Below are 22,990 nucleotides of genomic sequence, written 5' to 3' on the forward strand. Positions count from 1 at the left end.
CCCGAACCCCATCGATCAGCCAGAACATATAATCGGAGAATTCATGAGTCAGCAACGCGAGGCGATCGACACGTACCTCTTGCGCGTCTTGCACACGCTTCTGATGGAGCGCAGCGTGACACGCGCCGCCGTCAAGCTCAATCAGTCCCAGCCCGCGATCAGCGCGGCGCTGCGGCGCCTGCGCGACATCACCGGCGACCCGCTCCTCGTGCGCGGCAAGTCCGGCATGGTGCCGACCGAGTACGGCCTGCGCCTGCTCGAGCCCGTGCAGAACGCGCTGCGCGAGATCGAGCGCATTCGCTTCCAGCAACACAATTTCGACCCGGCCACGTCCATCCGTTGTTACCGGATTGGGTGTCCTGACTATCTGAACGTCCTGTTCGTGCCGACCGTGGTCGAGCGCTTTCGTCAGGCCGCGCCCAACGCCACGCTCGAATTCCATTCGCTCGGCCCCGCGTTCGACTACGAACTCGCGCTCGAAGAAGGCAAGCTCGACATCGTCATCGGCAACTGGCCTGAACCGCCCGAGCAACTGCACCTCTCGAATCTGTTCGTCGACCAGATCGTTTGCCTGATGAGCAACACGCACCCGTTCGCCAAGCGCGGCGGGCTCACGCTCGACCAGTACCTGAACGCGCCGCATCTCGCCCCTACGCCCTATTCCGTGGGCCAGCGCGGCGCCATCGACGTGCACCTCGCCCGCGAGCGCCTCAAGCGCCACGTGGTCGTCACGCTGCCGTACTTCAATCTCGCGCCCTACGTGCTCATCAAGTCGGACCTGATCTTCACGACCACGCGCCTCTTCGCCGATCACTACGCGCGCTTCCTGCCGCTCACGGTCGTGCCCGCGCCGCTCGACTTTCCGCCCATGCAGTACTACCAGTTGTGGCACGAACGCTGTCATTACTCGGACGAAGTACGCTGGTTGCGCGGCCTCGTGGCCGAAGCCACCAAGACGCTGATCGACAAGCCCTGAGCGCGGCGGCCACACGATGCTGCGGCCCGCCACGCATTTTTGTCAGCCCTGTGCAGCGCGCGCCCTGAAGCGCGCTGCCGCAGGTCTTGCCTAGCGCGCCATCTGCACGAGCTGCGCCGCGAGCCGGTTGTGCCGCTCGATCACCGGCCCAAGCTCCACCGTCTGCAACACGCCCTCCTTCACGACCACGCGCCCGCCAATCACGCTCAGCGCGACCTGTGACGGCGCGCAGAACACGAGCGCCGCAACCGGATCGTGCAGCGCCCCAGCAAAGAGCGGCTGACGCAGGTCGAACGCGACGAAGTCGGCCGCCATGCCGGGCGCCAGCGCGCCAATATCGTCGCGCCCGAGCACCTGTGCGCCGCCCAGTGTGGCGATTTCGAGCGCCTCGCGTGCCGTCATCGCGTCCGGGCCAAAACCCACGCGCGCGAGCAGCATGGCCTGGCGCGCCTCGGCCACCATCTGCGCGCCGTCGTTCGACGCCGATCCGTCCACGCCGAGCCCCACGGGCACCCCTGCAAGCCGCATCTTCTTCACCGGCGCGATGCCCGAGGCGAGCCGCATGTTCGAGCATGGACAATGCGCGACGCCCGTGCCCGTGCGGCCGAAAAGCCCGATGCCGTGATCGTCGAGCTGCACGCAGTGCGCGTGCCACACGTCGCGGCCCACCCAGCCGAGATCCTCGGCGTACTCGGCGGGCGTCATCCCGAACTTCTCCCGGCTATAGGCGATGTCGTTGACGTTCTCGGCGAGGTGCGTGTGCATCGACACGCCGTAGTGGCGCGCCAGCACCGCCGATTCGCGCATCAGATCGCGGCTCACCGAGAACGGCGAACACGGCGCCACCACGACGCGCAGCATCGCGTAGCGGCCCTCGTCGTGATAGGTCTCGATGAGGCGCTGGGTATCGGCGAGAATCGCGTCCTCGCGCTCAACCACGGAATCGGGCGGCAGGCCGCCGTCTTTCTGGCCCACGCTCATGCTGCCGCGGCTCGCGTGAAAGCGCATGCCGATGCGTTGCGCCGCGCGGATGCTGTCGTCGAGACGGCTGCCGTTCGGGTAGATGTACAAATGATCGCTCGAGGTCGTGCAGCCCGAGAGCAGCAGTTCCGCCATCGCCGTGAGCGTGGAAACCTCGATCATCTCGGGCGTGAGGTTCGCCCATACCTTGTAGAGATTCGTGAGCCAGCCGAACAGTTCGGCATCCTGGGCGGCCGGCACGGCCCGTGTCAGGCTCTGGTACATGTGGTGATGCGTGTTGACGAGCCCCGGCGTCACGAGGTGGCCACTCGCGTCGATCACCTCGTCGGCCGTGGCGGGGAGTTCCGCCGTCGGCCCGACCGCGACAATGCGGTTGTCTTCCACGTAAATGCCGCCGCCGCGAATCTCGCGGCGCGCGCCGTCCATCGTCACCAGCATGTCGGCATGCTTGAGCAGCAAGGTCCGGCCGGGTTTCGGCAAAGCTTGCCCTTGTGCGAGTGTGCGTTCCATCGTCCTCGTTCGCTCCGTTGTCGTGCCGTGGCGAGCCTTTCCGGCTCGTTCCAGGCGTGTGAACCAGACGCCCTCGCCCGCACCCGCCGGTCAGGCCGGCCGCCCAGGCGCCGGTGCCGACGCGCCCCGGGGAGGACGCCGCTGGCCCGGTTACCCGGCGTCCGACGCCGTCTTCGGGACGCGCAGCACGCGCTGCGCATGACCTCAACGATCCTCAGCCAAAATAATCGTGGCAATTCACGCCGCTGCGATACCCACATTCACGCCACGCATATAAAGGTCGAATTTTGGCGTCGCTACGATACCTGCATGGGGCGAACCAATCCGGGGCGCCATGAGCGCGGCACCCAGGGCGCACCCCTATGCGCGAAGCTTTATCTTTCCTATCGCTCGCGCGCGCCGGGTGCGTTCGTTCTTAAAATGCGTTCACGGCGCTCGATTCGATCCGCCGACGGGTATGTAGCCACTCACGTGGAGCCTCGATCCGCCGCAATGCATCACGCATGGGATCGAGGACAGTTGCCGAAACATCGCAATCGCACCAGGCACTCACAAGGAAAACTGCGAATGGGCAAGCTGACTACCCACGTGCTCGACACCGCGAACGGCCGTCCCGGCGCGGGCATCAAGGTCGAGCTCTTTGCGCTCTCGGGCGACGCACGCCGCGCGCTCAAGACCGTCACCACCAATCACGACGGCCGCTGCGACGAGCCGCTGCTGGAAGGCGCAACGCTCGAGAAAGGCGAATACGAACTCGTGTTCCACGCCGGCGACTATTTCGCCGCGCTCGGCGCGAACGTGCCCGAGCCGCGCTTCGTGGACCGTGTCGTGCTGCGCTTCGGCATCGCCGACGCCGGTTCGCACTACCACGTGCCGCTGCTCGTTTCGCCGTGGTCGTACAGCACCTATCGGGGTAGCTGAGCGGCTGGCGCATCGCAGTCTCACCACAGGGCGTTTCGGGCGATCTTAGAGCCCGGTTCATGAAGCCCCGAGGTCATACGAACAACAACGGCAGCGCGGCAGCGTCCGGGGCGCCAAACGTCCCTGGCTGCGCGACGCGCGCATACCCCGCAGTTCGCGCAGGCGTCCCGACGCACGCGCAATGCATCAGGAGTGGAGGAGTTTCATGGAAGGCTTTATTACCGACTGGCTGAACCTCGCACTGCGCTGGTTCCACGTCATCGCCGCGATTGCCTGGATTGGCGAGTCGTTCTATTTCGTCGCGCTCGACAACAGCCTCAAACCACCCACGGACCCGAACCAGCGCCGCCGCGGCGTGTTCGGCGAGCTGTGGCACGTGCACGGTGGTGGCTTTTACAACATGCAGAAGTACACCGTGGCGCCGCCCGAAATGCCCGACGACCTGCACTGGTCGAAGTGGCCGTCGTACACCACGTGGCTCTCGGGCGCGTCGCTCTTCACGGTGCTGTACCTCATGGCGCCGAACACGTACCTGATCGACAAGAACGTGCTCGACATGGGTCCGGTCGTCGCGATCTTTTCGGCGCTCGGCTTCCTCGCCGCGGGCTGGATCGTCTATGACTCGCTGTGCCGCGCGCTCGGCACGAAGGACAAGCTGCTCGGCGCCTGCGTGGGCATCTATGTCGTGATCGCCGCGTACCTCGCGTGCCATATTTTCTCGGGCCGCGCCGCGTACCTCATCATGGGCGCCATGCTCGCGACGATCATGTCGGCGAACGTGTTCTTCGTCATCATCCCCGGCCAGCGCAAGATGGTCGCCGCGATGCTCAAGGGCGAAGTGCCGAACCCCATTTACGGCAAGCGCGGCAAGCAGCGTTCGGTGCACAACACGTACTTCACGCTGCCCGTGGTGTTCGCGATGCTGTCGAATCACTACGCCATGACCTATGCGCACGCCTACAACTGGGCCGTGCTCGTGGTGATCATGCTGGCAGGCGCGCTGATTCGTCAGTTCTTCGTGATGCGCCATCGCGGCCAGCAACTCTGGTATCTGCCGATCGGCGGCGTGGCGCTGATGTTCGTCGCGCTGGTATGGACGCTGCCGCGCCCGGTTGTGCCGCAGGCCGAAGCCGCGAACGCGCCCCAGCTCAAGGTCGCCGACATCCAGCCGATCCTCCAGCAGCGCTGTGCCTCATGCCACTCGGCGCACCCGACGATGATGGGCGCAGCGCCCGCTGGCGTGATGTTCGATACGCCCGATGAAATCTCGCAAAACGCGCAACGGCTGTATCAGCAGGCTGTGACGCTCAGGGCGATGCCGCTTGGCAACGTCACGCACATGACCGACGACGAGCGGCAAAAGATTGCCGCCTGGTTCCAGGGCGGTGCGAAGCCGTGATCGACTAACGCCCTCTCGCTAGAGCGAGGAAGCCCGAAGCGCAGTGCGCTTCGGGCTTTTTTCTTTGGCGGGCAGAAATCGCATATGAAATAAATATATTGAACCGCGTCTCGTACGAAAATTCTCAATAAAAACCATTGCAAATAGAGAAATTTCCATAACAAAAAATCTGACGTATAAGTATAAATAATTTTTAAGAGTCGTCTTATGTATCACTTGCTTGCCAGCAAATAGAGTCTGATCGCCCCCTTAATAGAAAGCCTTAGTTGCAGGCTTTTCGGGGGTTTCCCGCTTTGCTCGCATTGCCGAATCGGGATGCAACCAGCCTGCTCTGCGGGACGATTCTTTAATTCAACAAATTGAATATCAGAGTGCCCACGCATTTATGCCGTTGGCGCTTATCGGCCATGCGCTGGCGTTATGCACTGGATATTCACTCTTAGACCACGGCAAGCCATGAACAAGACATATCGATCAGTCTGGAACGAGTCCACGGGGGTCTGGACTGCGGCTCAAGAGAACGCGCGCGGGCGCTCGAAGTCTGCGTCAACGAAGACGGGAGCGGTCGTCTCAGTCGCCATGTCGGCGGCGGTCGCGGCCCTGGCGCTGAGCGCCTCGATGCAGGCGCGTGCGCAGTTCGCAGGCGGTGGAGGCGTACTCGGACCAGCCAACAAAGGTGACGGGGTCTCGATTGGTTATCTTACGAATGCCGTCAATGGTTACTCAATCGGCAGTTGGGTCACGACAACCGGCAACTGGTCCATCGGCTTTGGCCACGCCGTGACGGTGACCGGGCAAAGTAATATCGGCATCGGCACCGACGTACTTGTGATCGGCACCGATGCCATCGCGCTCGGAAACGCCGCAAACGCATATGGTTCGATCGGCTCCACGGCGCTCGGCAGCCACAGCCTCTCATCGAATAGCTACGCGACGGCGCTTGGAGATTACGCGCAGGCAACAGGCCTGAGCGCCACGGCACTGGGCTACAACGCAAGAGCGTCGACCACGAATTCGGTGGCGCTCGGCGCCAACTCGTTGACAGGTTCGGCAACGAGGATCTCGGGCGACACGATTGGCGGCAACTACTATATGTACGCAGGTACGGCACCGGTTGGTGTCGTAAGCGTAGGCTCCGCCGGCGCGGAACGTCAGATCATGAATGTGGCTGCCGGGCGCGTGGCGTCCAACAGCACCGATGCGGTCAACGGCTCGCAACTCTACGCCACGAACCAGGCACTGACAGATCTGGCAGGCAAGAGCACCAATGCCGTACTGTACGACTCGCCGTCACAAACGTCCGTCACGCTCGGCGGCGTGGGCAGCAGAAATCCGGTCGCACTGCGCAACGTCGCGAACGGCGCGCTCACGGCGTCCAGCCTGGATGCCGTGAACGGCTCGCAACTCTACGCGACGAACGAGCGCATCACGAGCCTCGACGGCAAACTCCAGGATGCGGTGCTGTATGACTCCTCGTCGCACAATTCCGTGACGCTGGGTGGCTCGGGTAGCACCAAATCCGTCGCTCTGCACAACGTCGCGAACGGCGCGCTCACGGCTTCCAGCCTGGACGCCGTGAACGGCTCGCAGCTCTACGCGACGAACGAGCGCATCACGAGCCTCGACGGCAAACTCCAGGATGCGGTGCTGTATGACTCCTCGTCGCACAATTCCGTGACGCTGGGTGGCTCGGGTAGTACCAAATCCGTCGCTCTGCACAACGTCGCGAACGGCGCGCTCAACCCTTCCAGCCTGGATGCGGTGAACGGCTCACAGCTCTATGACGCCATGCAGCAGGCCGGTGGCAAGGGGACGCACTACGTCGGCATCAATAGTCTTCCGGACCAAGGAAACTACAACGGCGAAGGTGCGATCGGCGACTCGGCGATCGCCATTGGAGCGAACGCGACGGCATCGGGTTATCATGCCCTCGCCATCGGAACAGGCGCTACCACTACGGCGGCTACCGGTACGGCGATCGGCCACAATACGCTCGCCACCGAAGCATCCGTTGCCCTGGGCGCGTCAAGCTCCGCCACAACCTGGCGAGACGTTGCAATCGGCCCCGGTAGCGCTGCCAACGGCGGCTCCTCGATCGCGATCGGGTCTCTCACCACGGCAGCGGGCTACCACTCCATGGCACTGGGCGGCGGCGCGATTGCGCAGGATAGCTACGGAATCGCGCTCGGTGACGGCGCCATCGCGGCAGGTCAGGCTTCCGCCGCGTTCGGCCCCGCAGCGGCGGCGCTGGGCGGTAACGACGTCGCCATCGGTTTCCAGAGCACATCGTCCGGCGCGGCTGCCATCGCGATCGGCACCGGTGCAAGCGCGAACGGTGTGCAGTCAACGGCCATAGGCGCGGGTGCGACCACAACTGGCGACGCCGCAACGGCAATTGGCGTCACAAGCGTGGCAGAAGGCAATGGCACTGCCGTCGGCCTCAGTACGTACGCCAATTGGGACTCTACGGCCGTGGGTGAAAGCGCGAAAGCGGCCGGCGGCACCTCCATGGCCGTCGGCTACTACGCTACGGCGGGAAATCTTTATGCTGTGGCGCTCGGCCCGGCATCCAACGCTGGCGGCAGCGACGCCACCGCAATCGGCCACGCCGCGCAAGCCGGCGAGGGGTCGGCGACAGCGGTTGGCGCCAATACACTCGCAGCTTCGGCGAACGCACTCGCGCTTGGTGCAGGAGCCACGGCCTCGCAAAGCTACGCAGTCGCGCTTGGCTCCGGTTCGACAACGGACGCCGCAGTCGGAACGCTAAGCACCACGATTCGCGGCGTTTCCTATGACTTCGCCGGCGGAAATCCGGCCAGCACCGTCAGCATAGGCAGCGTGGGCAATGAACGCACTATTAGCAACGTTGCGGCCGGCCGCCTCTCCTTGAACTCCACGGACGCAGTTAACGGTTCCCAACTTTACGCAACCAATCAGGCGATCCAGAACTTCAAGCTTCCGTACATCGACGGTACCGGCACGGGTGCGCCCGCGCAGGCGACGGGCCTGAGTTCGGTTGCGCTCGGCTACGGTTCGGTCGCCGATAAACCCGGTACGGTCTCCGTGGGCAGCCCGACCTTGACCCGCCGGATCACGAACGTGGCGGATGCCCAATCGGATACCGACGCGGTCAATTACGGCCAGGTGAAGGACTTGTTCGGTATCGTGACGCCAGATTCCACCGATCCGGGTTCCAGGGTGAGTGTGAACACGGCTGACAGTGCCACCCTCGATGCCGCTTCCGCCAACTCGCACCGCGTGCTTGCCGCGGCAGCCCCGAGCAGTTCGACCGGCGCATCTAGCGCTGACGCCACGACTGATGCACTCGCCCTGCACTACGATTCGTCGTCACACGCCTCGGTCACGCTGAGCAGCACGAGCGGCGGCAACGTTCAGCTGACGGGTCTGCAAAACGCGTCGCTCGCCGATGGCAGCACCGACGCCGTGACCGGCCAGCAACTCTTCGCAACCAACCAGCAACTCGACAACCTGAACCAGGCCGTGCAGAACATCAGCACCACGGGCTCGTTCGCGGTCGCCACGAACACCACGAGCGGCGCGGCGGCCGCGTCGGGCACGCAGTCGCTCGCAGTGGGCGGCGGCGCCGCGGCAACGGGCAACAGCGCGACCGCGATCGGCGACAAGGCCAGCGCATCGGCGGACAATTCGGTCGCCATCGGCGCGAATTCGATCGCGAATCGCGCCAACGCCGTGTCGGTCGGCGCCGAGGGCGCCGAGCGTCAGATCGTCAATGTGGCGGCAGGCACGTCGGGCACCGACGCCGTGAACCTGAACCAGTTGAACAACGCTATCACCCAGCAATCGAATGCGTTCAACCAGCAGATCACGGGGCTTCAGAACTCGATCAACACCGTCTCGAAGAACGCGTATGCCGGCGTGGCCGCGGCAATGGCCATGCCGAACCTCACGCCTTCAGGTCCTGGACGTACCGTAGTGGCGGCCGGCGGTGGCTACTACATGGGTGGCAGCGCCGCAGCCGTGGGCGTGACATACCGATCGGTCAACATGCACTGGCTTGTGAACGGCGGCGTTTCGGTCACGAGCACGGGCAACACAGCCGCACGCGCCCAGGTCGGATACGAATTCTGACCACGATTGCCCAGGCACTGCGCTAATGCGCTGCGCCACATGTGCGAAAGCCACGGCCAAGGCCGTGGCTTTCTTTCGTTGCGCCGCTGTGTCACATCAGAACATCACGGCATTGCGGCTTTCATCGCCTCTTGCGTCAACCAGAGCGACTCCGGCAAATCCTGCTCGTTGAGATTGAGCCCTTCGCCGCCGCGATCGACGACGATGAAGTCGCTCACCTCATCCAGCGCGATCAACGGATGATGCCAAACGCCTTTGGCGTAATTCACGCCCTGCCAGCCACGCGAAACGAACGCGCGAATCTTCGTGACATCCAGATCGCCCGCGGGCGCGACCACCACGAGATACGGCTTGTCGTTGAGCGGCACAAACGCCTGGCTGCCGAGCGGATGCCGTTCGAGCATCTTGACCTCGAACGGCAACTCGCGCGGCTGCCCGCGAAAGAGGTTCACGAGCGTGCGCCCGCCCTCGTCCGTCACATCCACTTTCGCGAGATCGTGATAGCGGATCGTCGTGCCAAGGTTGATCGGAATCTGCTTCGCACCCGCAAGCTCAATCACGTCGCCGAACGCCGCGAACGCCTCGCGCGTGAGCGGTTCGATGGTGAGCGTAGTCCTGGTTTCACTCATGATGGCCTCGTCAGCGAATCACGCAAGCGTGCCCCACAGGCGCACGCGCGACACGCCGCCGTCCGGGAAAATATTGAAGCGCACGTGCGTCACGGGCCCGAGCGCCGCGAGTTCGCTTTCGTAGTAGTGCTGCTTGTCCATCTCCAGCTTCTGCTCGCCGAGCAGGACCGGCCAGAACATCGCCTGGGTCACGAGCGAGCTGTCCGTGCCACCCGTCACGCGTGCGGCCTGGAACGAGCAGCGATCGGGATAGTTGCCCTTGAAGTGCGCCGTGTCCACCTCGATCTTCTTGATGATGCCCGGCTGCGCGAGCGCGATGATCGCCCAGTCGTTGCCCGGTTCGCGGCGGCGGCGCGTTTCCCAGCCGTCGCCCATGTTCACGCCGCGGCCCGGCATGAGCAGCGTCGACGCCATGCCAAAGTGCTGGTTGTTCGCGCCCACGAGGTACGCGCCGTTTTCCATCGCCGCGAGATCGAAGAGTTCGGCGCGGCTCGCGCCCGCCCAGTCCACTTGCGGCTGGCCATACACGCGCAGACGTGCAATGCCGCCATCCGGATAGATATTCACGCGCAGGTGCGTGTACGGGTTGTCGCTCGAGACTTCCACGTAGTGGTGGCTGTTGCCGTTCAGCGAGGTGGAGGGAACGATTTCCGTCCATTGCGTCGAGGCACCGGGCACGCCGTCGGCCACATACGCGCCTTCCACCGATGCCGCCGGCGGATAGTTGCCCGTGAAGTGGCTCGTATCGAGGTCGAGCCCCTTGATCACGCCGGGACGCGCGAGCTTCACGATGCACCAGTCGTAGCCGGTCGTGCGCTTGCGGCGCGTTTCCCAGCCGTCCATCCACTTGCCGTGTTCGTCGTACTTGCCCGGAATGAAGACGGCCGGCTCCGGATTGAGCATGCGCTCCTTCGGCGCGAAGAAGTCGTCGCTCGCCTCGAGCGCCTGTGCGCCCAGTCGCGGATCCGCGAGATTCACAAAGCGGCGCGTGTAGTCAGGTGCGTTGGGGTCGAGAGTCGGGAGTGCCATCGTTGTCTTCCTTCGTGTCTTTTCTATGGATCAAAACGGCGCGGCGCCCTCTTCGAACCGCCGAGGGCGCATCGTCGGGTCACGCATCAATCAGTTCATCCAGCCTGAAGCGCGCAATACGATAAATCTGGTCGAGGCTCGCGCGCATCTCGTCGGCGCGGCTGTTATTCAAGCGCGCCTCGAAGTTCGCGATGATGCCGTGGCGGTCGTAGCCGCGCACCGCGAGAATGAATGGGAATCCGAACTTCTCGCGATACGCCCGGTTGAGCGCCTGCAACCGGTCGAACTCTTCCTGTGTGCACTGGTTCAGGCCCGCGCCGCTCTGCTCGCGCGTGGATTCGGCGGTCAGTTCGCCGCGCACGGCGGCCTTGCCCGCGAGTTCCGGGTGCGCGTTGATCAGCGCGAGCTGCTTCGCTTCGCCCGCAGTTTCCACGGCCTTCGACATGGTGTGATGCAGCGTGTCGATGTTCGCAAACGGACGCTGCAACGCTGCCGCTTCGGCCACCCAGGGCGAGTGCTCGAAGATGCCCGAGAGCGCCGCCACGAAGGCGTCGGCCGAGGCTTGATTCAACTGTTCGAGGGTGTAGTGCATTGCCTTCATGCGGCGGCCCCGCGGTGGTCGTTCTGTTGCGGTTGATAGGGATGGTGCTCGCGCCAGTGGCGCGCGATGTCCACGCGGCGCGTGACCCACACGCGCTCGTGCTTTTCGATGTGGTCGAGAAAACGTTGCAGCGCGCGAATGCGGCCGGGGCGGCCGAGCAGGCGGCAATGCATGCCGATCGACAGCATCTTCGGCGCTTCGTCCCCTTCTTCGTAGAGCACGTCGAACGCATCGCGCAGGTACGTGAAGAAGTGATCTGCCGTATTGAATCCTTGCGGCGTGGCGAAGCGCATATCGTTGGTGTCGAGCGTGTACGGCACGATCAGTTGCGGCACGGTCTTGCCGCCCGTGACTGCCACGTCCATCCAGAACGGCAGGTCGTCGCCATAGTAGTCGGAGTCGTAGAGGAAGCCGCCGTATTCGGCAACCAGCCTGTGCGTATTCGGACTGTCGCGTCCCGTGTACCAGCCGAGCGGACGCACACCCGTCACGCGCTCGATCGCTTCCATGCCGAGCTTCATGTGCTCGGCTTCCAGCGCCGGCGAGGCGTCCTGATAATGAATCCAGCGATACCCGTGGCATGCAATCTCATGCCCCAGTTCGACGAACGCGCGCGCCACTTCGGGATGGCGCTCGATCGCCATGCCCACGCCGAACACGGTGAGCGGCAGGCCGCGCTTCTCGAACTCGCGCAGGATGCGCCACACGCCCGCGCGCGAGCCGTACTCGTAGATCGATTCCATGCTCATGTGACGCGCGGGGTAAGCGGCGGCGCCGACGATTTCGGAGAGGAACTGTTCGGAGGCGGGGTCGCCATGCAGCACGCAGTTCTCGCCGCCCTCTTCGTAGTTGAGCACGAACTGCACCGCGACGCGCGCCTGACCGGGCCAGTTGGCCTGCACCGGATGCCGGCCATAACCGATCAGATCGCGGGGATATTGGGGATCGAGTGGCATGCTGGTCGAATCAATCGAATAGAGAGGATGAAACGAAGTGTCCGCAAACGGCGAGGCACGTTGAAATGCCCGCCGGCCCTGCGTGGCAGGGCCTGGCGGGAGGCCCGCGCAACCTGACATCAAGACCGGACCAGTGTAGCGAAATCACTCTTACGCGCCCATACGCACACTCAGATAGTACGGGTCAAGCGAGGTGTATGTGAGCCGGCCTGCCTCGCTTGCGCGGGTTTCGCCGTTGCCCCGCGTTTACCCGTATCGCAGCGGCCGCACCGGCGGCGGCGTTTCCGTAACGGGCGCAGGGTTGGTCGGGCTGAAACGCGCGAAATCGCCGTCGTAGCGCTTGGCGAGCGGGCGCGCGAAGTCGCCGCGCTTGGCGGTCGTGAGGCGCAGCGCAACGAGGCCCTCCACCCACTTCACGGCGGCCGTCACGCCGTCCACCACGGGCACGCCCAACGCCTCCTCCACTTGCGCGCACAGGCTCGTCATTCCCGCGCAGCCCAGCACGATGGCGTCGGCGCCATCTTCGTCGAGCGCGCGGCGGCACTCTTCGACGATCGCGCGGCGCGCGGCCGAGCCCGGCTCGTCGAGTTCGAGCACGGCCACGTCGATGGCGCGCACGTTGCGGCAAAAGCGCGACATGCCGTAACGCTCGGCGAGATGCCAGGCCATGGCGCGAGTGCGCGAGAGTGTCGTCACGACCGAGAAGCCGGGCGCGAGCACGCTCGCCGCGTGCATCGCCGCTTCGGCGATCCCTATCACGGGCCCGCGAGCCAACTCGCGCGCCGCATAGAGACCTGGGTCGCCAAAGCAGGCGATGACATAGCCATCGAAGCCTTCGCGCTCGCCGGCCTCCACTTCGGCGAGCAGGCCCGGCGTCGCAAGCGCTTCGTCGTAATAGCCTTCGATCGAGGGCGGCCCCATCGTCGGGCTCACCGCCACCACTTCCGTGCCCGGCGCGATGACGGCGCGTGCGCACTGCTCCATTGCGGCGGTCATGCGCTGCGTAGTGTTCGGGTTGATCAGTTTGATACGCATGTCAATTCCTTCGTTGATGCCTGGTTTTGCCTGGTCTTGCCCAACACTCATGCGTTTGCGCGAGCGCGTTCACCTATCGTGAGCGCGCGATAGAACAACGCGGCGAGCGCTGCACCGATGAACCAAGAGAAGTTGGCCGAGCCGCTGAGCGACGGCACCATCACGCAGAGGATCGCGATCACGGCAGCGGGCAGCAAGGCCGCCACCGCGCGCCAGTTCACGCCGTTGCGATACCAGTACGCGCCCTTGGGAGAGACCGAGTAGAGATCGTCCACGGCAAGACGGCCTCGCTTCACGAGATAGAAGTCAACGATCAGGACACCATACAAAGGTCCAATGAAGGCGCCGAGCACGTCGAGCGTGTAGTGGATCACGGCCGGATTGTTGAAGAGGTTCCACGGCGTGATGAAGATCGACGCCACCGCGGCGAGCATGCCGCCCGCACGCCAACTGATCAGGCGCGGCGCGACGTTGGAAAAATCGAATGCCGGTGAGACAAAGTTGGCGACGATGTTGATGCCGATGGTCGCGATCGTGAACGTGAGCGCGCCGAGAATCACGGCGGTGGGATGATCGATGCGGCCGACCGTTTCGACCGGGTCAGTAATCAGTTCTCCGAACACAGGCAGCGTGGCCGACGTGGTGATGACGGTAACGAGCGAGAACGCGAGGAAGTTGACCGGCAAGCCCCAGAAGTTGCCCTTGTGCACGCTCTTGAGCGACTTGCCGTAACGCGAGAAGTCGCCGAAATTAAGCATCGGTCCCGAGAAGTACGACACCACGAGCGAGATCGCCGTGATCATCACGGGAATCACTTCCGTGCCGTGATACTTCACGCCGCCGAGATTCAGGCCGATGTTGTGCCAGCCCGCGCGGTACACCATGTAACCCGCGAGCGCGAACATGACGACATAAACGGCCGGGCCGGCGAAGTCGATGAACTTCTTGATGGTCTCCATGCCGTTCCAGAACACGAGCGCTTGCAGCACCCACAGCGTCATGAACCCGGCCCAGCCGATTGCGGACAGTCCGAGCAGACCGTGTTTGTGCACATCGGCGTATGGCATGAGTTGCGGGACGAACTTGAGCACGACGATCACGAGCGCGCTCGACGCGAGATACGTCTGGATGCCGTACCACGCAACGGCGATGAGACCGCGGATCACAGCCGGAACATTCGCGCCGAGCACGCCGAAGGTGCCGCGGCATGCAACCGGATACGGCACGCCATGCCGCTGGCTCGGCCGCGCGATCAGATTGCAGAGCACGTTGACGATGGAGATGCCGACGATCAGCGCAACGAGCACCTGCCAGCTCGTGAGGCCGAGCGCGAAAAGACTGCCCGCGAACACATAGCCGCCCACGCTGTGCACGTCGGACATCCAGAACGCGAAGATGTTGTACGCGCCCCAGGTCTGCTCCTTGAGCGGTGCGAGATCGTGGTTGTAGAGCCGCTCGCTGTAGCCGGCAGGCAAGCGCAGGGTTTCTGCGCTCTCGCTGCTTTCGCCGGATTCGAAGTTGGGCACTGCCGGACTGCCAGGTGACGCGCTGAACTGAGCCATGATCCGCTCCTTGGGATGGATACGCCGACGGAAAAAAGACGCCTGAACGCCTCGAAACGCGTGCGAACCGCCGCTGGTCGCGGCCGCCGCGATATCCCCGAATGGTCCGGCCCGAGGCACCCGCCGCTTACCGGTCGCCGCTTTCGCGCGCCCTGCAACGCCGTGCCTGCTTCAAGCCGTGCGCATGCCCTGCATGCGCCCCACTCCATCCTTTTGAGCCGCGGCGGGCACGTTTCGCCGTGCGCCGCCGCGATTGACTGCCATCCTTTGCTGAAATCCGTTTCAGCGCCACCGCAAACTGCGGCTCAGCGTGCGAGCACCGTCGTCTCACGTGTGCCGAATACTTCCTGCAAGTCGACCGATGCGCCGGCCGGCCGGTCGAGCATCCTCAGCTCGACGCCCTGCAAATGCCGCACCATGAGCTCGGCGGCCAGCTTCTCGTCGCCGGCTTCGAGCGCCGCGAGAATCGTCTCGTGGTCGTCGAACGAACAGGGACTGCGCCCCGGCGATTCGTAGAGCGCTGAAATCAGCGTCGAGCGCGCCACGAGCCCGTTCAGGCAGTCGCAAAGCACGGTATTGCCGGTGAGCGTGGCGAGCGACGTATGGAACTCGCCCGAGAGGCGGATCCACGTCGGAAAGTCGCGGCCCTCGAAGGCTTTGCGCTCGCGCCGGATCGTCTCGCCGATGCTCTTGAGCCGCCGGTTGCCGTGCTGCGCGCTGCAAATGCGCCCCACCACGGCCAGCTCGATGATCCGCCGCATCTCGAACACCTCGTGCACTTCCTGGAGCGTCGGGCTGGCGACGAACGCGCCGCGATTGGGCTCCAGGTCCACGAGATGGTCCGTTGCGAGCAGCGCAAGCGCCTGGCGGATCGGACCGCGCTTCACGCCGAATACTTCGCACAACTGGGCTTCCGTCAATTTCGCGCCGGGCGGCAAGCGGTGCTCGAGGATCGCGGCGCGAATGCGCGCGGCGATCGCTTCGGGCTTCATGCCGGTTGCTTCGGCGTCGATATCGGTCTTTCGCATGGCTCGGGTCTCTATGTTGGGTATCCTAGGTTGGACATAAATATTGTCAACAATTTTATCGGTGAACCTGGGGAAGATCCCCACGCGCACCTGCTTCGCTGCATGCCTCTTATCGGTGAAAGTCGCTTTATTTCGGGGAATCCAGCACCATAGCGGTGATTCGTCGCCTTGAAATGGGTCCATTTTTTGTCAACAATGTAACCGTGATGCTTTCCTCTGAGCATTTGATTGAACCGCGAAGGATAGGCTGTTAGTTGCATATGTGTCCACTAAAAAAGCGCCCGAAAGCGCTCGCGATGCTTAGGCGTCAACCCAGATGCGGGTAGTCGCTCACGGTCAGCTCGAAGCCGTGCGGCGCGGCGTTCAACTGCGCCGACGCGCCCATCGGCAGCGTCACCATATCCGGAATGTGGCCGAACGGCAGGCCCGTCACCACCGGGATACCCACGACCGAACGCACCTGCTCCACCATCTCGCGGAGGTCGTAACCGTTGTCGTAGTCGAACTGCTTGCTACCCGAGAAGTCGCCCAGCACGAGCGCCTGCTGGCGCGCGAGGATACCCGTGAGGTGCAACTGATAGATCATGCGTTCGATGCGGAACGGCTGCTCGTTCACGTCCTCGACGAACAGGATGCCGCCCTCGACCGGTGGCAGATAAGGTGTGCCGATCAGCGACGTGAGCACCGCGAGATTGCCGCCCCAAAGCGTGCCCGACACGTTCACTGCTTGCGCCTGGGGCGCGTTCACCTTCAGCGTGAAAGTCGGCTTCGAGAGCGTCTCCCAGAAGTGCTGCATCGTGAAGCTGCTGAGATTCTCGGCGCCGAAGTCGCTGACGAGCATTGGGCCGCCAAACGTCGTGAGCCCGGCGCGCGCGAGCAGCGCCAACTGGATGGCGGTGAAGTCGCTGTGCCCCACGAAGGCGATGGGTTGATCCTTCAGGCGCCGCTGCAATCCTTCGTAGTCCAGACCGTGCAGGATGCGTACCGCGCCATAGCCGCCGCGCACCGCCAGCACGATGTCCGGCAGGTCGCGCGACGGATCGGCCAGGCGGTTCAGCTCGGCTGCGCGCTGGCCGTCGGTGCCGGCAAACCGCTGATAGCGTCGCTCGGTCGACTGCACGCCATCGACATGATGGCCCTGCGCCCGCAACCGCGCGAGCGCGCGATGCACCGCCTGCGGATCGTGCGGATAGCCGGACGGTGCGATCAGTTCGATGGTGCGATGTAGGGTCATGTCGGCTGAAATTCAGGCTGGAGGTTCGTCCGGGCTGCAAGCGCCGGCTCTCGTCTGCTCTTCTTCGCTCTGCGAGCGCGCCGCCCGCCGCGCTTCGCGGCTCGCGCGCCGCCGCTCGGCGAAGAACGTGCGCAGCGCTTCGCCGCACTCGTCCGCCAGCACGCCACCGGATACGCTCGTATGGTGATTGAGCTGCGGATTGGCGAATGCATCGACCACGCTGCCGCACGCCCCCGTTTTCGGGTCGTGCGCGCCGAACACGACGCGCGCGATGCGCGCATGCATGATCGCGCCCGCGCACATCAGGCACGGTTCAAGGGTCACATAGAGTTCGCAGCCGGGCAAGCGGTAGTTACCCAGCGCTTGGGCGGCGGCGCGCAAGGCGGCCATTTCGGCGTGCGCGGACGGATCGTGCCCACCGATCGGATGATTGAAGCCAGACGCGATCACTTCGTCGCCGCGCACGAGCACGGCGCCCACGGGCACCTCGCCCGCCGCGCGCGCCGTTTCGGCGGCGGCCTGGGCGAGCCGCATGAAATGGCGGTCGCGTTCGGTAAGAGTATTGGTTGGAGAATCTGGCCCGGACGCCGCACCGGGCGGTTCGTGCGGATCGAGTGGTCCGACAGGCGCGTCAGTCACGCCGCCCCCGCCAGCGCCGAACCCGGCTCACCGGCGGCGCGCTCGGACAAACGCTCGGCAATGCGGCGACGGTACTCGTGCGGCACGACCATCGGGCCGCCGCCGCGCAACGATTCGAGCGCCATGTCGAGCGCGAGCATGCGCGCGCGAAGACGGCATTGCGCGGCCTTGTCGCTGACCTTGGCGAGTTCCGCTTCGAGATCGCACAACGCGCGCAACTGCTCGAGCGCGGGCGGCACGAACCCGGCGTTCTTCAGGATGCGGTTGGCTACGCGCACTTCTTCGGGCACGAGCAGGTCGTCGTCGAGCGCCTGCGGCGCGCCTGCGCCGGGCAGGTCGTCGAGGTCGCCACGCGCAGCCGCGGCGGCAATCCGTTGTTCGACGAGGGCATCAAGCAATTTCATCAGCAATCCACTACGTTGCGGCTCACGCATTCTATCAGGGTAAGACCTGGAGGACCGTGTGCTTCCGTCGTGTACTTCCGTCATGTGTGTCATCGGCTTCCGACAGCTTGACAGACCCACAGTTTGATGCCGGTTGCATGCGCACGCACGACAAAACCTGGAATCGTCCGATAGCGTCCGCCAGTGGAACGAGCGTATCGTTAGGCGGCTGGATCCGGTCAGGACCTAGACCGGTTCGCCCCCCTTTTTCCACCTGCCATGATGAAACGAAACACCTCCTCTTCCACCGGCTCGAAGGCGCGCCGCTTGCGCCTCGCTGCCCTGTGCTGCTTGCTGGCCGCCAGCCTTTCGGGCTGCGGCGTGTTCTGCGGGGCGGTGGGCGGCAGCGGCGGAGGCATGGCGGGTGGATGCGGCGCCGGCATGCGGTTTTGAGGGGCGGATGTGACAACGCCGCCGGCATGCGCGGATCGAACCGGCACACCAGCGGCGTTTGAAGGTTTGCGAGACTGAGCGCCCCGCTCGCCCTACCCTTTAGTCCTTCATCACCTTGCCGACCGCGTCGACCACCACGCCCACGTTGGCCTCGTTCAAGCCTGCGACGCACATGCGGCCCGAACGCAGGATATACACGCCGAACTCTTCCTTCAGGCGCTCGACCTGATCCGCGCTCAGCCCCGTGTACGTGAACATGCCGCGCTGCTTCACGTAGCGCGACAGCGCCGCTTCGCTCGCGTGGGCACGCAAGCCGTCGTGAATCGCGACGCGCATGCGGGCGATGCGCTCGCACATCGCCGCCAGCTCCTGCTCCCACGAAGCCTTCAGTGCCGGCGTGTTCAACACGCGCGTCACGATCTTGGCGCCGTGAGTCGGCGGGTTGCTGTAGTTCGCGCGCACCGCGCTCGTGAGCTGGCCGAGCACGCGGTCAGCGGCCGCCGCGTCTTCGCAGATCACATGCAGGCCGCCGCAGCGCTCGCCGTACAGCGAGAAGTTCTTCGAGAACGAATTCGCCACGAGCGCGGGCACGCCGCGACGCGAGAGCTCACGCACCGCGAAGGCGTCATCGTCGAGACCCGCGCCGAAGCCCTGGTACGCCATGTCGACGAACGGCAGCAGGTCGCGCTTTTGCAGCACGTCGATCAGTTGCTCCCACTGCGCGCGATCGAGATCGACGCCCGTCGGGTTATGGCAGCACGCGTGCAGCAGCACGACGCTTTTCGCCGGCAGCGCGTCGATGGCCGAGAGCATGGCCTCGAACTTCAGGCCGCCCGATGCCTCGTCGTAGTACGGGTAGGTGTTCACCGTGAAGCCCGCGCGCTCGAAGATGAAGCGGTGGTTCTCCCACGTGGGATCGCTCACCCACACCTGGCTGCCCGCGAAGTAGCGCTTGATGAAATCGGCGCCGACCTTGAGCGCGCCCGAGCCGCCCAGCGTCTGCACGGTCGCGATGCGGCCTGCCGCGCGCGAGGGGCACTCGGCCCCGAACACGAGCGACTGCACGGCGTCGCGATATTGCGCGAAACCCGCCATCGGCAGATAGGGCTTCGGGCCCGGCTCCTCGAGAATCGCCGCCTCGGCCGCGTGAACGGCCTTCATGACCGGCAGACGGCCTTCATCGTCAAAGTAGATGCCGATGCTCAGATTGACCTTGTTCTGACGCGGGTCCTTCTGGAAGTTCTCGTTGAGCGAGAGGATCGGGTCGCCGGGGTAGGCATCGATGTGTTCGAACATGGTGTTTGCTGATTAGCTCTTCAGGACGAAAAATCGGGACGAACAGACTGGGCGGCGCTCAGGGTGCCGGCACGCCGCGTTGCAGCGCCGGCGCCGCCTTGCGGTTCCACAGGCGATAGGCGACGCCGAGCACGCCCAGCCAGACCGGAATCAGATACACGGAAATCCGCAGATCCGGAATCAGATACATTACAACGAGAATGCCGCCAAGGAACACGAGGCACACGTAATTCGTGAGCGGATAGCCGAGGCTGCGGAACGTAGTGGTCTCCCCGGCGCGCGCCTTCTCGCGGCGGAACTTCAGGTGAATGAGGCTGATCATCGCCCAGTTGATGATGAGCGCGGACACCACGAGGCCCATCAGCAGTTCGAACGCCTTGCCCGGCATGAAGTAGTTGATGATCACGCACGCGGCCGTGACGAACGCCGACACGCCCAGTGCCGCCAGCGGAATGCCGCGCTTGCTGACCTTGAGCAGCGCCTTGGGCGCATTGCCTTGCTGTGCGAGGCCGTAGAGCATGCGGCTGTTGCAGTACACGCCGCTGTTGTAGACCGAAAGCGCGGCGGTCAGCACGACGAGATTGAGCACATTGGCCACGATGTCGCTGTTCATCGCGTGGAAGATCAGCACGAAGGGGCTGCCGCCAGCCACGACTTTCTGCCACGGATAGAGCGAGAGCAGCACGCCGAGCGCGCCGATGTAGAAAATCAGGATGCGGTAGATCACCTGATTCGTGGCGCGCGGGATGGTGTGCGAAGGATCGTCTGCCTCGGCTGCGGTAATGCCCACGAGTTCCAGGCCGCCGAACGAGAACATCACGACGGCCATCGCCATGACGAGTCCGGAAACGCCGTGCGGAAAGAAGCCGCCGTTGCGCCAGAGGTTCGAGACGCTTGCTTCAGGACCGGCCGAGCCCGAGAACAGCAGCCAGCCGCCAAAAGCGATCATGCCGACGATCGCCAGTACCTTGATGATCGCGAACCAGAACTCGAGTTCGCCGTACGACTTCACGCTCGTGAGGTTGATGCCGTTGATGACGACGAAGAACACGAGCGCCGAAACCCACGTGGGCAAGGTCGGCCACCAGTAATGCATGTAGATGCCCACGGCGGAAAGCTCCGCCATGCTCACGAGCACGTACAGCACCCAGTAGTTCCAGCCCGAGAGAAAGCCCGCGAACGGGCCGAAGTATTTGTCGGCGAAATAGCTGAACGAACCGGCGACGGGCTCGTCCACGACCATCTCGCCCAGTTGCCGCATGATGAAGAACGCGATGATGCCGGCAACGCCATAGCCGAGCAGCACCGAAGGTCCGGCAGTCTGAATGGTCTGCGCAATGCCGAGGAACAGGCCCGTGCCGATCGCCCCGCCCAGCGCGATGAGCTGGATATGGCGATTCTTGAGCCCGCGTTTTAGCTCGCCGCGGTTTTCACGCGTGTCGTTTGAAACCATGTCTCTTCCTGTCTCCCACTTATCGATTCGGCGCCAGGACGTCCGGGTAGGACGCCGGCCCCGCTACACGAAATAAAATTGCGCGCGCAACGTTCTGCGTCGGCGTGCTCCCAGGCTTGCCGGTATTGGCCGTCAGCCCGATCATGTGCGCCCAGTGTATAGTTGGCGGGGAAAAATATGATTTCATCTCGTACGCAGGCAAACCCTGATTGATACAATTCTGTTTCGCCTTGAACCCACATTACGCAAGATAAATGCAGAATCTCGCGCTCGACACGATCGACATGCGGCTGCTCGCCGCACTCCAGGAGCACGGACGCGCCTCGAATCTCGAACTCGCTGCGGCAATCAAGCTCTCGCCCGCGCAAACGCTCAGGCGCCATCGGCGGCTCGAGGACCTGGGCCTGATCCGCCGCTACGAGACGCGCCTCGACGCGCAGGCGCTCGGCTTCGGCGTGGTCGCCTTCATTCAGGTGACGATGGAGCGCGGGCACATGCGCGAACTCGTCAAGTTCAAGGAACTCGTCGCGACGCTGCCGCAGGTGCAGGAGTGCTACTCCGTGACGGGCGATATCGACTACGTGCTGAAGGTGGTGGCGCGTGACCTCAAGGCGCTTTCCGAATTCCTGCTCGATACGCTGATGCGCGCGCCCGGCGTGAACAGCGTGCAGTCGATCGTGTGCCTCGATGAGCTCAAGGGGACGAGCGCGATGCCGCTGGAGGCATGAAGCAAGCGTGCGACAGCGCCTTCCGCAGATTCCGCGCATGCCCGCCTGGCGGGGTTCTTCGGCGAAAATGCAATTTTATCTCATCGGCGGCCGCCTGGCTGCGGCATCCGGCAGCGCACCGCTGCGGCGTGCTGCGTTGCACGAATCGCTGCACGGCGAAAAGGCCCGTGGCGCCCCGCTTCGCCGCGTTTTACCGGGCGGCGAAATAGTCTTGCTAAAAGCGCCATCGTGCTCTAAAAAACAGGCTAGTTAGCACGTCTACCGGTCGCCCAGACCAATACGGCGGGCGGCTCCACAAGAGCGAGCGCGACAGTCCATGAGTCTTCTTGAACTCAGAGGCGTATCCAGGCACTTCGGCGCCATCCATGCGCTGAACGACGTGACGTTGAGCCTGGAGCCAGGCCAGGTCGTGGGACTCATGGGAGACAACGGCGCGGGCAAATCCACGCTTGTGAAGGTTATCGCCGGCAACTTTCCGCCCTCTCACGGCGAAATGCTCATCGACGGCAAGCCGGTCCACTTCAGCCGCCCGGTCGACGCACGCGCACAAGGCATCGAGGTCGTTTATCAGGATCTCGCCCTCTGCGACAACCTCACGGCCGCCGCCAATGTCTTTCTCGGGCGCGAACCGCGCCTCGGCATCTGGCCCTTTCGCGTGCTCGATCACGCGACCATGTACCGCCGCGCCGCCGAACTTTTCAAGGAACTGAAATCGGAAACGCGCCCGCGCGATCTCGTGCGGCAAATGTCGGGCGGTCAACGGCAGGCCGTGGCGATCGCGCGCACGCGCTTGTCCGAGGCGCGGCTCGTACTCATGGACGAGCCAACCGCGGCGATCAGCGTACGCCAGGTCGCGCAGGTGCTCGACCTCATCAAGCGCCTGTCCGAACACGGCATCGCCGTCATTCTCATCAGCCATCGCATGCCCGACGTCTTCGAAGTCGCCCACCGCGTGGTCGTCATGCGGCGCGGGCACAAGGTCGCGGACAAAAAGACCGAGGCATCCTCACCGGAAGAAGTGACCGGCCTCATCACCGGAGCCATCGCCAACGCCTGAACCCGTCGCG

Annotated in this window: 18 protein-coding genes and 1 pseudogene; 6 read left to right on the forward strand and 13 right to left on the reverse strand. The window is 64.2% G+C overall.

Annotation, left to right across the window (positions count from 1 at the left end):
* Positions 1-43 precede the first annotated feature (43 nt).
* Positions 44-976 (forward strand): LysR substrate-binding domain-containing protein, encoded by a 933-nt coding sequence (locus C7402_RS16135; protein ID WP_112172763.1) that lies wholly within the window; start codon positions 44-46, stop codon positions 974-976.
* A 90-nt stretch (positions 977-1,066) separates the two neighbouring features.
* Here the strand turns inward: C7402_RS16135 and C7402_RS16140 are convergent, their stop codons facing one another.
* The gene (locus C7402_RS16140) at positions 1,067-2,467 is read right to left on the reverse strand and encodes an 8-oxoguanine deaminase (protein ID WP_116611295.1); all 1,401 of its coding nucleotides are present in this window, start codon (positions 2,465-2,467) and stop codon (positions 1,067-1,069) included.
* Between the two features lie 567 nt (positions 2,468-3,034).
* Here C7402_RS16140 and uraH point away from each other — a divergent pair.
* The 3 genes from uraH to C7402_RS16155 all read left to right on the forward strand — a co-directional run bounded on the left by uraH (position 3,035) and on the right by C7402_RS16155 (position 8,897).
* Positions 3,035-3,388 (forward strand): hydroxyisourate hydrolase, encoded by a 354-nt coding sequence (gene uraH, locus C7402_RS16145; protein ID WP_112172765.1) that lies wholly within the window; start codon positions 3,035-3,037, stop codon positions 3,386-3,388.
* Between the two features lie 205 nt (positions 3,389-3,593).
* Entirely contained in the window at positions 3,594-4,787 is a 1,194-nt protein-coding gene (locus C7402_RS16150; RefSeq protein ID WP_116611296.1) for a urate hydroxylase PuuD, read from the forward strand.
* A 456-nt stretch (positions 4,788-5,243) separates the two neighbouring features.
* On the forward strand, positions 5,244-8,897 hold the full coding sequence (locus C7402_RS16155; protein WP_165841903.1) for an ESPR-type extended signal peptide-containing protein: 3,654 nt from the start codon (positions 5,244-5,246) through the stop codon (positions 8,895-8,897).
* 104 nt (positions 8,898-9,001) lie between these two features.
* Here C7402_RS16155 and C7402_RS16160 read toward each other — a convergent pair whose 3' ends face one another.
* The 12 genes and pseudogenes from C7402_RS16160 to C7402_RS16215 form a co-directional block, all read right to left on the reverse strand.
* Positions 9,002-9,526, reverse strand: a complete 525-nt coding sequence (locus tag C7402_RS16160) for an ureidoglycolate lyase (protein ID WP_116611298.1) — start codon at positions 9,524-9,526, stop codon at positions 9,002-9,004.
* A gap of 18 nt (positions 9,527-9,544) precedes the next feature.
* A complete protein-coding gene (gene alc, locus C7402_RS16165) occupies positions 9,545-10,555 on the reverse strand; it encodes an allantoicase (RefSeq protein WP_116611299.1) in 1,011 nt (336 codons plus the stop codon).
* A gap of 79 nt (positions 10,556-10,634) precedes the next feature.
* Positions 10,635-11,156 (reverse strand): 2-oxo-4-hydroxy-4-carboxy-5-ureidoimidazoline decarboxylase, encoded by a 522-nt coding sequence (gene uraD, locus C7402_RS16170; protein WP_116611300.1) that lies wholly within the window; start codon positions 11,154-11,156, stop codon positions 10,635-10,637.
* Positions 11,153-12,112 (reverse strand): allantoinase PuuE, encoded by a 960-nt coding sequence (gene puuE, locus C7402_RS16175; protein WP_112172770.1) that lies wholly within the window; start codon positions 12,110-12,112, stop codon positions 11,153-11,155. The genes uraD and puuE overlap by 4 nt, the downstream gene beginning before the upstream one ends.
* A gap of 184 nt (positions 12,113-12,296) precedes the next feature.
* A pseudogene (locus tag C7402_RS16180) lies at positions 12,297-13,147 on the reverse strand (aspartate/glutamate racemase family protein).
* A 47-nt stretch (positions 13,148-13,194) separates the two neighbouring features.
* Positions 13,195-14,709 carry an NCS1 family nucleobase:cation symporter-1 gene (locus tag C7402_RS16185; RefSeq protein ID WP_116611301.1) on the reverse strand — a complete coding sequence of 505 codons (1,515 nt, stop codon included), beginning with the start codon at positions 14,707-14,709 and terminating at the stop codon, positions 13,195-13,197.
* Between the two features lie 305 nt (positions 14,710-15,014).
* Entirely contained in the window at positions 15,015-15,737 is a 723-nt protein-coding gene (locus C7402_RS16190; RefSeq protein ID WP_208948947.1) for a GntR family transcriptional regulator, read from the reverse strand.
* A gap of 307 nt (positions 15,738-16,044) precedes the next feature.
* Positions 16,045-16,971: a muramoyltetrapeptide carboxypeptidase gene (ldcA, locus tag C7402_RS16195; protein ID WP_112172773.1), complete on the reverse strand. Its 927-nt coding sequence runs from the start codon at positions 16,969-16,971 to the stop codon at positions 16,045-16,047.
* A 12-nt stretch (positions 16,972-16,983) separates the two neighbouring features.
* Positions 16,984-17,610 carry a tRNA adenosine(34) deaminase TadA gene (tadA, locus tag C7402_RS16200; protein ID WP_116611302.1) on the reverse strand — a complete coding sequence of 209 codons (627 nt, stop codon included), beginning with the start codon at positions 17,608-17,610 and terminating at the stop codon, positions 16,984-16,986.
* Entirely contained in the window at positions 17,607-18,014 is a 408-nt protein-coding gene (locus C7402_RS16205; RefSeq protein WP_116611303.1) for a DnaJ family domain-containing protein, read from the reverse strand. The genes tadA and C7402_RS16205 overlap by 4 nt, the downstream gene beginning before the upstream one ends.
* A gap of 531 nt (positions 18,015-18,545) precedes the next feature.
* Entirely contained in the window at positions 18,546-19,742 is a 1,197-nt protein-coding gene (locus C7402_RS16210; protein ID WP_112172776.1) for an amino acid aminotransferase, read from the reverse strand.
* A gap of 58 nt (positions 19,743-19,800) precedes the next feature.
* Positions 19,801-21,195 (reverse strand): amino acid permease, encoded by a 1,395-nt coding sequence (locus tag C7402_RS16215; RefSeq protein ID WP_112172777.1) that lies wholly within the window; start codon positions 21,193-21,195, stop codon positions 19,801-19,803.
* A 254-nt stretch (positions 21,196-21,449) separates the two neighbouring features.
* Between C7402_RS16215 and C7402_RS16220 the strand changes: the two genes are divergently transcribed.
* Together C7402_RS16220 and C7402_RS16225 are read left to right on the forward strand one after the other, a co-directional pair.
* Positions 21,450-21,923, forward strand: a complete 474-nt coding sequence (locus C7402_RS16220) for an Lrp/AsnC family transcriptional regulator (protein ID WP_116611304.1) — start codon at positions 21,450-21,452, stop codon at positions 21,921-21,923.
* Positions 21,924-22,239: 316 nt separating this feature from the next.
* Positions 22,240-22,980 (forward strand): ATP-binding cassette domain-containing protein, encoded by a 741-nt coding sequence (locus tag C7402_RS16225; RefSeq protein ID WP_112172779.1) that lies wholly within the window; start codon positions 22,240-22,242, stop codon positions 22,978-22,980.
* Positions 22,981-22,990 lie beyond the last annotated feature (10 nt).

This window comes from Paraburkholderia unamae, assembly GCF_003096875.1.
GTDB classification, from domain to species: Bacteria; Pseudomonadota; Gammaproteobacteria; order Burkholderiales; family Burkholderiaceae; genus Paraburkholderia; species Paraburkholderia unamae.

What these genes read in the sequence shown, in the direction of transcription:
- C7402_RS16135 (WP_112172763.1), top strand. Translation starts at nt 44, where the DNA reads ATGAGTCAGCAACGCGAGGCGATCGACACGTACCTCTTGCGCGTCTTG.
- C7402_RS16140 (WP_116611295.1), bottom strand. Translation starts at nt 2,467, where the DNA reads ATGGAACGCACACTCGCACAAGGGCAAGCTTTGCCGAAACCCGGCCGG.
- uraH (WP_112172765.1), top strand. Translation starts at nt 3,035, where the DNA reads ATGGGCAAGCTGACTACCCACGTGCTCGACACCGCGAACGGCCGTCCC.
- C7402_RS16150 (WP_116611296.1), top strand. Translation starts at nt 3,594, where the DNA reads ATGGAAGGCTTTATTACCGACTGGCTGAACCTCGCACTGCGCTGGTTC.
- C7402_RS16155 (WP_165841903.1), top strand. Translation starts at nt 5,244, where the DNA reads ATGAACAAGACATATCGATCAGTCTGGAACGAGTCCACGGGGGTCTGG.
- C7402_RS16160 (WP_116611298.1), bottom strand. Translation starts at nt 9,526, where the DNA reads ATGAGTGAAACCAGGACTACGCTCACCATCGAACCGCTCACGCGCGAG.
- alc (WP_116611299.1), bottom strand. Translation starts at nt 10,555, where the DNA reads ATGGCACTCCCGACTCTCGACCCCAACGCACCTGACTACACGCGCCGC.
- uraD (WP_116611300.1), bottom strand. Translation starts at nt 11,156, where the DNA reads ATGAAGGCAATGCACTACACCCTCGAACAGTTGAATCAAGCCTCGGCC.
- puuE (WP_112172770.1), bottom strand. Translation starts at nt 12,112, where the DNA reads ATGCCACTCGATCCCCAATATCCCCGCGATCTGATCGGTTATGGCCGG.
- C7402_RS16185 (WP_116611301.1), bottom strand. Translation starts at nt 14,709, where the DNA reads ATGGCTCAGTTCAGCGCGTCACCTGGCAGTCCGGCAGTGCCCAACTTC.
- C7402_RS16190 (WP_208948947.1), bottom strand. Translation starts at nt 15,737, where the DNA reads ATGCGAAAGACCGATATCGACGCCGAAGCAACCGGCATGAAGCCCGAA.
- ldcA (WP_112172773.1), bottom strand. Translation starts at nt 16,971, where the DNA reads ATGACCCTACATCGCACCATCGAACTGATCGCACCGTCCGGCTATCCG.
- C7402_RS16205 (WP_116611303.1), bottom strand. Translation starts at nt 18,014, where the DNA reads ATGAAATTGCTTGATGCCCTCGTCGAACAACGGATTGCCGCCGCGGCT.
- C7402_RS16210 (WP_112172776.1), bottom strand. Translation starts at nt 19,742, where the DNA reads ATGTTCGAACACATCGATGCCTACCCCGGCGACCCGATCCTCTCGCTC.
- C7402_RS16215 (WP_112172777.1), bottom strand. Translation starts at nt 21,195, where the DNA reads ATGGTTTCAAACGACACGCGTGAAAACCGCGGCGAGCTAAAACGCGGG.
- C7402_RS16220 (WP_116611304.1), top strand. Translation starts at nt 21,450, where the DNA reads ATGCAGAATCTCGCGCTCGACACGATCGACATGCGGCTGCTCGCCGCA.
- C7402_RS16225 (WP_112172779.1), top strand. Translation starts at nt 22,240, where the DNA reads ATGAGTCTTCTTGAACTCAGAGGCGTATCCAGGCACTTCGGCGCCATC.